This window comes from Alteromonas sp. MmMcT2-5 (assembly GCF_022348315.1).
GTDB classification, from domain to species: domain Bacteria; phylum Pseudomonadota; class Gammaproteobacteria; order Enterobacterales; family Alteromonadaceae; genus Alteromonas; species Alteromonas macleodii.
The window spans coordinates 20,234-28,781 of the sequence record NZ_JAKRFB010000056.1 but is presented as its reverse complement, the minus strand read 5'-3'; the positions used below and the strand labels follow the sequence as shown (position 1 = coordinate 28,781).

Below are 8,548 nucleotides of genomic sequence, written 5' to 3'. Positions count from 1 at the left end.
ACTTGAACACTTAAGGTAAAAATCGACTAGCCAACGATGCGTTGATCTGAGGTGTTCAAATAAAACCGGAATGGGTGTTCAAGTAAATCGGAATACGCAGGTAGGCTTCGCAATGGCGTGACAATTGCCGTTTTCGCTTGCGCTTTGGTCAATTCAATACCTTCAATTTCAGCCACCATCAGCAAGGAGGCAACGCCAATTTCTCCAAAGGTATGAAAGCGGCCAGTCGTTGAATCAACCAGTGAATGATGCAGCATAGTAGAGAACCACAGTGGCAACAAATCATCTCGACCGCCCAAGGCTTCGCCTACCGAGCTGCGCATGGCGGTGAGGTCAAGTAAGGTCTCATTAACATCGAAAAAGATAACCTTTGGTGCTCGCAATTCCCGTGCAGACATTGCTGTATTCTTATCAGGCTGCGCGGCACCTCTGGTGTCTGTCTGAGCGAAGACTGGTGATGACAATAGACTAATGCCTACAGCGGTTGCGCAACATAGCCTTGAGAGTAATGAAGAAGGTGAGCGAGCCATAATTATCCTTTATAAAATTTGAACGAGTGTTCAAATTAGGCGGGATAACACATGAATGCAATAGCTAATGAGACGAAACGACTATTTTCTGGTGGTCAACCGATAGCCGTTGCCTCTCAGAGTTTCAATAAATATGGCATCACTGCTGTGAAGCTTTTGTCGCAGCCTACTGATATACACATCAACAACATTAGTTAACGGATCGCTGTGGCTTCGCCATACTCGACTTAATATGCGTTCTCGAGACAGCACTTTTTCAGCATTTTCTGCGAAGTAGTAGAGCATGTCGTATTCTAGTTTGGTGAGTGAAATCTCTTCCCCAGACAATGTCGCAATACGTGACTCGTCATCGATGTTTAACGGTCCGATGGTGAGGCCTAATTGGGTAACCGGTGTATTCGTCACTCTTCGGCTTAAGGCCGTTATGCGCGCAAGTAGTTCGTCAAAGTCAAATGGCTTGCACAAATAGTCATCCGCGCCTTGTTTTAAACCATTCACGCGCTCGCGTACTTCGTCCACCGCGGTTAGTAACAAAACCATAGGGGCATGGGGAAGCGACTTGATTGCGGGCAGCAGCTCTACGCTATCTTCATCACCAAACATGCGATCAAGTACAATAATAGCAGGGGCTTCATGGCGAATGCGCGTGACTAAGTTGTGTAATGCCGACTCTTCGATGCACTCAAAACCTTCAGCGCTTAAGCCTCGTGATAGAAAGCGTAGCAAGGGGGCTTCGTCATCAGCAATAAGAATTTTCATTGTTGTTATGATCCTAGTCGTTCGATGTTACTTAACGGTTGTTATTAATCTAAGGACGTCGCGTTTTTTTGTAAAACTGGCAGCGTCAACGTGAACTGCGAGCCTTTACCTAATGTGGAATGCGCACTCAATGTACCGTGGTGGGCTTCTGCTATCGCTTTAGCGATAGACAAACCTAGCCCCATTCCATTGCCTTTGCGCTTTAACCTAACGAAGCGTTCAAAAACGTGCTGCAAATCACTTGAAGAAATGCCTTCACCGCTATCAATGACCGATACGTTGATATTCGGGCCTTCGCTCTCAACGCGCTGCACAATGGGCGTATCGGGATAAGAATATTTGTGCGCGTTTTCTATAAGGATGGTCAGTACCTGCACAATTCTGTCTTTGTCGATGAGCACTTGGACCTCATTATTGGCAAGCCATTTAAGATCTAAGTCTCTTGGCTTTGTGAGCTTTTGCCATAACGCCATATTTTGTGTAAGCAGGTTATGTAAGTCAGATTTAACCAGATCTACAGTGAATTCGTGCATCTCGGCACGCGCTAGCAGCAGCAAATCATCAACCAACTTACTTAAGTTCACGGCTTGCTCAAGTATGGTTTCTAGCGTTTCTTCATAAATCTCGTTGCTAGCCGCAGCCTGCCTAAGGGTTACCTGAGCTTCGCCACGAATAATGGTTAACGGTGTGCGCAATTCGTGACTTACATCAGCCATAAATTGTCGGCGCTTTGCGTCCAGCTGAGTGAGTTTATTGTTGGCTTCTTTTAAAGCCCGGGTTCGGCTCTCCACTTCAAACTCTAAGTGCTTACGATGGGCATCAGCCTGGTCTTCGTGTTCTTGTAGTCGCGCTATCATGGAATTTAGTGCTTTGACCAAGTCAGTAAATTCGCTATCCAGGGTTTCAGGCAATCGATAGTGGTAGTTTCCCGAGGCAATGGCATCGGTACCCGTGCGAATAACTGTAAGCGGCTGATACAGGGCATTGAATAGCCAATAACAACCCAGCAGAATGAAAGGACAGGTGATAAGGCCTAAACTGATAGTAAACCACACAATGCTGCTGTTTAGCGTTTCAATGCTAGCGTTAATGCGGGATACAACGCCTGTCTGGCGGTTTACTGCAGAGTTGATGGCCTCCCTAAACTGGTTGTCGATAGTTACTTCAAGTAATGTTTGAAGGCGCTGCTGTTGATTAAGTGGAGTACTGTCGTTACTTAGCGCAATAGCTCTAAACTCTTCCACAATGCCTTGAATCAGCGCTTCAAGTTCATCGGTATCTTCAACACTTCCTAATGTTGCCTCAAGCCCTAGTGCTTCGCGTTGGGCAAGTTCCAGAGATTTTATACGGTTCAACGAGTTTTCTATTTGTTGTTGTTTGTTTCTCACTTTCGCTTGGTTCGCATTCTTGCCAAAAATAAGCTCATCGGTTAGCTGTTTGAAAAGCCTGTAGGAAATACTTGATAACTGCTGGTGCTCTGACAGCAGGGATTGAGCGAGTTGAGCTTGCGCTAAGTTAGTGCGCGTTAAATGCGCAGATATGGCTGCACTGGCTAAAGCAATCAACAGAATAAAAGTGGAAAGTAGCCCAAAAAGGTAGAGTTTACGTTTGTACATTGGCAGCAGCGTTATGATTATTTGTCACTATATACGCTAAATGTAATTTAATGGTGCAGTTTCACGGCAATAAAATAGTAAGTCAGAGCAGATGGGCTACCAGCGACATGTCGTCTGAATTGGTGTAGAAATAGAACGTAAAAAAGGGCGCGCGAGAGAGAAAAAGTACGTTCATAAAAGTCGTGATCACTATGAAAACGTAATCGTTTAAGCCGTGCGCTCAAGAATAGACAAGGCAATATCTGTTTGATATTGGAGCTCTTCATCTATTTTCCAGTGTTCGGGGCTCCAACCCGCTAAGAACCGATAAAAGTCAGCGCAGGCGAAGGGGTACAGGTACTTCCATTCAGCAATGATAAGCGCAATATCAGCACGCTTGAAACAAGCCGAACTATCATTGTTAGCCAATCGAGTGTGTAGCGCATCTTCGAGCGCTTGAAAGTAGTTATCGAGCAATGCATCACGATGTTTCATGTGGGTTTGGGTTGATAGGGCACTGCCCAAAAAATACGCCACGTCCTTTATGCCTGCGCCATAACCCACGTACTGAAAGTCGACAGCTGCACAGTCAGAAAAATCTTCGGTAAAACAAAAGTTAGCCACTTTAGCATCGCCGTGCACCAAAGTGTGATAGTGAGCGTTGCCTAACGTGGTAGATATATCGACAGCATGTTGCTTTAGTAATCCATCCGACATGGCGTTGAACTCATCTTCACGGGTTGCCAAGTGCCAATAAGTGCCTTCAGGCCATAATTGTAAACTTAGGCTATCAAATTCATCTCTCACATTGACAAAGCGTGCATGAAAGTTGGCAAGCCATTTTAGAACAGTGATGCATTGCGCAGCGGAAAGTGAAGAGGCCGTGCGAGAATAGCCACTGTGTGCTAAGTCTTCCATAACAAGAAGGGAGGCTTCGCCCTGTTGGCTGTGCCCTAAGTATTTAGCTGTACGGCACGACGCATCAGTTTGGACTTGAACGTCGCTATAAAAACAGTTCTCTACCTTAAAAGATTGGCACTTACGGTTGTGGCTAGCTTCACCATTCCAGCCTTTAGGGTGTGAGAGCCTGTGTGGCGGAGTGGCGCATTTCACGACTACTTTTAGCGCTGCTTCGTCTCCACCTTGTTGCGCGCCAAGTGGGTTTTGTTGAGCTTGGTGATACTGGCTTTCTTGGAAAGGGCTTCTCTCGTCGTGATTCTTTGAAAAAGTATTATTAGGATAACCCAAAGTTGCACGAAAGCACGCTCCGTAGCCACTCCAAAGAGGTTGAATCATTTGTGTGTCTAATACTTGCGCGTTACATACTTGGCTTAACCAATCTATATACTGCGGGTTTACCGTATCTGACATTTTATTCTCAACTCGGACTCGATGTTAAACGTACACTAACAAACAAAAAAGCCGCTCGAAAGCGGCTTTTACATCAATTAGCTAGTAGCGCACTAGCGACTGAAAATTATTCAGCCACTGCTGCTACTTCGGCAACGTCATCTACCGACTGAGGCAGCGTTGTTACTGCTGATGCACGTGACGTTACGTGCGACATCGCTGCAGTTTTACCCGATACTGCGAGTGCAGGTCGTGTGTCGTCAGCTTTAGCGGTAAGCGCTACATCAACAAATGCGTCGTTTACTGCTGCAGGCAATGCCATAGGGTGCGATGCGCCACGCTTTCCTTTGCCACTCGCTGCTAGGCTCGAAGAAGGCGCTGCTGTTGTTTCAGCCTCTTCTTTAGCCGCTGGCGTATCTGCTTTCGCCTCTTGTACCTGTGCTTCTGGTTCTGCAACTACAGGTGCGTCAGCCAAGTTTATTTCAACTTGCTCTGGCGATGCTGTTGCTTCGTCTTTAGCTTCTGGCGCCGTATCAGCTTGCGTTATTTTAGCTTCAACTGCCGGTTCCGCTTGTGCTGCCGGAGCTGTTTCTTCAACGTTGCTTTCTTGCACTGAAGTTTGAGCTTCTTTAGCCGGTTTAGCTTCAGTTGTCGCGTTATCGTCTGCTGACGTTACTTCATCAGTTGAGTCTACAGCTTCCGAAGGTTTATCGTTCGCTGACGGCTCTGCATCCGCTGAAGGCTTATTTCCCGCTGAAGGTTCTTTACCCGCTAAAGGCTCTGCATCAAACTGAAGTTCGTCCTGAACGGCTTCAACGTCAAGCTTTGCTTTCTCTTGCTTAGAAACAGGTTGCTCTTCAGCTGGCGCTAACTGCCCAGGCTCTTTTGCTTGTGTTTCTTCGACAACAGGTGCATCTGTCTTAGCTGTCGCTTCAACTTCTGCTTCTGGCTGCTGCGGTGACAACTCACCAGGCTGTTTAGCTTGCGTGTCTGAATCGTCAACTTGCTGCGACTCTTTCTTACGACGTTGGCCAGCCGCACGAACGTGACGTGGAGAGCGGCGTGAACGGCCACGGCCTTCACGTTTTTGACCATGCTCTTCACTGTTAGCGTCGGTATTCGCATCAGTGCCATCAACGGCATCACTAGTTATCGCTGATGAGTCACCTTCACCCTTAACAGCATCCGATACTGGCTTCGCTTCAGCAGGTTTATCCGCTGGCTTTTGCGCGGCTTTGACTGCTGGCTTTTGCTCATCCTTCTTCTGTTCAGCAGTGTTTTCAACCGGTGACTCTGCTTTCGGCGCTTTAGGCTTGGTGTCAGCTTTAGCTTTGTGCTGCATTGGCGCTTCTTTGGCTACTGGTGTGGCCTGCGCTTCGCTTTGTTCAGCAGTATTCACCGCGTTATCATCTTTCTTCACACGAACGCTGCGGCGTTTATCACGACGTTTTCTACGTTCAGCAACTTCACGCTTCTTCTGCGCTTGGTTTTCTTGCTGCTCGCCATCTTGCTTTTCGTGCTTAGGCTTTTGTTGCTCATCGCGTGGTTGCTGTGCCTTACGAGGCTTACGACCTTTGTTATTGCGCTTATCATCTTGATCTTGACGCTGGTCTCGCTGCTGCTCGCCGCGCGGTTTGCGATTATCCTGCTGCTCACCATCGCGGTTCTGGTCTTTACCTTGAGACTGATTGCCACGACGATTGTTCTTGTTGCGCGGCTTGCGGCGACGGTCGTCATTATTGCGGCTGCGGTTGTTTCTATTTTTATTACCAGACTGCGGCTTTTTGTCCTTATTGGTTTCTTCTTCGCTTTCGCTACCGAATAAATCACTAATCCATTTGCCAAATCGGGCAAATAGTGAAGGTACATCGTCGGCTTTCTTTGCTGTTTCTTCTTTTGGCGCAACTACAGGTGCAGCCGTTGGTGCAACAAGGCCTTTCAGTGCTGGCTCTTCGCGCTTAACCGGTGCAGAAGTCGTTGTTTCCGTCTCAGCTTCTACCGCAGGCATTAACTCTACGTCGTAACTCGCTTCAGATATAACGTCATCTGGACGTCTGCGTAATACCTGGTAGTGCGGTGTATCTAGGTTTGCATTAGGAATAAGTAGCAAGTCAACACCGTGGCGCTTTTCTAGAAGCTGAATAGACTTACGCTTTTCGTTAAGTAAATACGTCGCAACTGGAACAGGCAACTGTGCTTCAATTTGCCCCGTGTTTTCTTTAATACTCTCTTCTTCCAAAATACGAAGAATAGACAGTGCCAAAGACTCAGTGCCTCGAATGGTACCGTGACCAGAACAGCGAGGACACACGTGATGCGCTGATTCGCCTAAAGAAGGGCGTAAACGCTGGCGAGACATTTCCAAAAGGCCAAAGCGGGAAATACGACCCAATTGTACTCGTGCTCTGTCGCTTCTCACCGCGTCTTTCATGCGGTTTTCAACTTCACGTTGGTGACGTACTGGCGTCATATCAATGAAGTCGATTACAACCAATCCACCTAGATCACGAAGACGCAGTTGACGGGCAATCTCGTCTGCCGCTTCTAGGTTTGTGTTAAGCGCTGTCTCTTCAATATCACCACCTTTTGTTGCACGGGCAGAGTTAATATCTATAGAGGTTAGTGCTTCTGTTGGGTCGATAACAATTGAGCCGCCAGAAGGCAAACGCACTTCGCGTTGGAATGCAGACTCAATTTGGCTTTCGATTTGGTAGTGACTAAATAACGGCACTTCACCACGATAGAGCTTTACGCGATTTGCAAAGTCAGGGCGCACTAATTGAATGTGCTGTAAAGCTTGCTCATAAATACTGGTTTTATCGATAAGGATTTCGCCAATATCGCGACGTAGGTAGTCGCGGATAGCACGAACAATTACGTTACTTTCCTGGTGAATTAAGAAAGGGGCTTCACGTTCTTCAGCAACGCTAGAGATAGCTTCCCAATGGGTAAGCAAGACTTTTAAATCCCATTCTAGCTCTTCGTAAGATTTGCCAACCCCCGCAGTGCGAACAATCAAACCCATACCTTCAGGGAGGTCCAATTTGCTTAGTGACTCTTTAAGCTCTGTACGCTCATCGCCCTCTATTCGGCGTGAAATACCGCCAGCGCGAGGGTTGTTTGGCATAAGTACTAGGTAACTGCCTGCGAGCGATAAGAATGTAGTTAATGCAGCGCCTTTTTGGCCGCGCTCTTCTTTATCAATTTGAACAATTACTTCTTGGCCTTCTTTAATCACATCTTTGATGTTAGGGCGGCCTTCGAATTTGTAACCTTTAGGGAAGTAAGTGCGGGCAATTTCTTTGAGGGGTAGGAAGCCATGGCGCTCTGCACCGTAGTCAACAAAAGCAGCTTCTAAGCTGGGTTCAACGCGGGTAATTTTACCTTTGTAGATGTTCGCTTTTTTCTGCTCGTGTCCTGGACTTTCTATATCTAAATCATACAACCGTTGCCCATCGACAAGAGCAACGCGCAACTCTTCTTGCTGAGTTGCATTAATTAACATTCTTTTCATTGTATCTAACTCTGTTTTCGTACAGCCGTTAAGACACAAAATTAAAGTGACATGTGCAAACCCTCACCGCGCAACCTCACGGCTGGACGGGGACCTTGTTGTAACGTCGCATTATCCCTGGTGGGCAAACACTCACGCGAATAAACAAGCGCCTTTATCTTAAGCGCAAACCCATACGACCGTGAATTGACACGTATAATCGTACAGATGCATTCATGTTCACACTGCTTTAAGGATGTCGGGAGCGACTAGCCCTTATTACTCATTTCATTTTTTCAAGCGGCATCATTTTTGCCACTCAATTGTCATTTAATTCTGTTAGCTAAACGGCAAACTTATTTTATGTTCGCAAGCATGGCCTCGCTTTTTACGGCAGTGTAGTCGTTGCCTCTCTCGCGGGGTCGGTATGAATGTGTTATTTCATCGAACACTTATCATTGCTGATGTCACCGACGCTCAAACCATGCTTTTATCGTTTACAAGTTAAAACAACACACTCAGATGCGTGCTGATTTTCGGTCTTGTTGTTGTTTTTATAACGCTGTGTTTCACATTGTTAAAGTGCGGCAACGAAATGCCTGTCCCACACCTTTCTTTTTACGTGAATTTAATCGTGTTAAAAACATCGATAATTATCGCACTAAAAGTCAAATTTTAGCAAGGAAAGCGAATGAATAAATCCTATAAATTGAGATGTTAAATACAGAAAACATGCGCTTTGGATAAAAAGTATGCGCAAAGGTGGGTTTTCTAAGTCCTAGCTGAGCGCTGATATAATAATTATTTAGTAAAACGTAACT

The 8,548-nt window shown here is 46.3% G+C and carries 4 protein-coding genes and 1 pseudogene; all 5 read right to left on the bottom strand.

From position 1 onward, the window contains the following. Nucleotides 1-83 precede the first annotated feature (83 nt). Nucleotides 84-530 (bottom strand): annotated as a pseudogene (locus MHN09_RS17935) (haloacid dehalogenase type II); the annotation flags it as partial. Between the two features lie 81 nt (nt 531-611). Continuing rightward, on the bottom strand, nt 612-1,289 hold the full coding sequence (locus tag MHN09_RS17930; RefSeq protein WP_014949203.1) for a response regulator transcription factor: 678 nt from the start codon (nt 1,287-1,289) through the stop codon (nt 612-614). Between the two features lie 44 nt (nt 1,290-1,333). After that, complete coding sequence (locus MHN09_RS17925) at nt 1,334-2,905, bottom strand: HAMP domain-containing sensor histidine kinase (RefSeq protein WP_239241646.1); 1,572 nt, start codon at nt 2,903-2,905, stop codon at nt 1,334-1,336. 207 nt (nt 2,906-3,112) lie between these two features. After that, on the bottom strand, nt 3,113-4,255 hold the full coding sequence (locus MHN09_RS17920) for an ecdysteroid 22-kinase family protein (RefSeq protein WP_239241645.1): 1,143 nt from the start codon (nt 4,253-4,255) through the stop codon (nt 3,113-3,115). Nucleotides 4,256-4,361: 106 nt separating this feature from the next. After that, complete coding sequence (gene rne / locus MHN09_RS17915; RefSeq protein WP_239241644.1) at nt 4,362-7,748, bottom strand: ribonuclease E; 3,387 nt, start codon at nt 7,746-7,748, stop codon at nt 4,362-4,364. Nucleotides 7,749-8,548: the final 800 nt, after the last annotated feature.

Excerpts from the sequence above, each read along its gene's own strand:
- MHN09_RS17925 (WP_239241646.1), bottom strand. The coding sequence starts at position 2,905 with ATGTACAAACGTAAACTCTACCTTTTTGGGCTACTTTCCACTTTTATT.
- rne (WP_239241644.1), bottom strand. The coding sequence starts at position 7,748 with ATGAAAAGAATGTTAATTAATGCAACTCAGCAAGAAGAGTTGCGCGTT.
- MHN09_RS17920 (WP_239241645.1), bottom strand. The coding sequence starts at position 4,255 with ATGTCAGATACGGTAAACCCGCAGTATATAGATTGGTTAAGCCAAGTA.
- MHN09_RS17930 (WP_014949203.1), bottom strand. The coding sequence starts at position 1,289 with ATGAAAATTCTTATTGCTGATGACGAAGCCCCCTTGCTACGCTTTCTA.